The organism is Streptococcus pseudopneumoniae, from assembly GCF_001072375.1.
Classification (GTDB): Bacteria; Bacillota; Bacilli; order Lactobacillales; family Streptococcaceae; genus Streptococcus; species Streptococcus pseudopneumoniae_L.
Genome location: NZ_JVKV01000015.1, coordinates 1 through 276, shown reverse-complemented (window position 1 = coordinate 276; position 276 = coordinate 1). Strand labels below are relative to the sequence as shown.

The 276-nt window shown below is 48.9% G+C and carries 2 tRNA genes; both read left to right on the top strand.

The window, feature by feature from the left end:
- The first annotated feature begins 63 nt into the window (after nt 1-63).
- Nucleotides 64-134 (top strand) — tRNA-Trp (locus ADH31_RS01010).
- A 13-nt stretch (nt 135-147) separates the two neighbouring features.
- Nucleotides 148-220, top strand: a tRNA-His gene (locus ADH31_RS01005).
- Nucleotides 221-276: the final 56 nt, after the last annotated feature.

The window sequence follows — 276 nt, the reverse complement described above, 5'->3', positions numbered from 1 at the left end:
GGACTGTAAATCCGCTCCTTCGGGTTCGGGGGTTCGAATCCCTCCCCTTCCATAACCTTAACTACGGGCATAGTTTAAAGGTAGAACTAAGGTCTCCAAAACCTTCAGTGTGGGTTCAATTCCTACTGCCCGTGTTTTAAAATTATGGCGGGTGTGGTGAAGTGGTTAACACACCAGATTGTGGCTCTGGCATGCGTGGGTTCGATCCCCATCACTCGCCTATTTTATATTATTGGGGTATAGCCAAGCGGTAAGGCAAGGGACTTTGACTCCCTC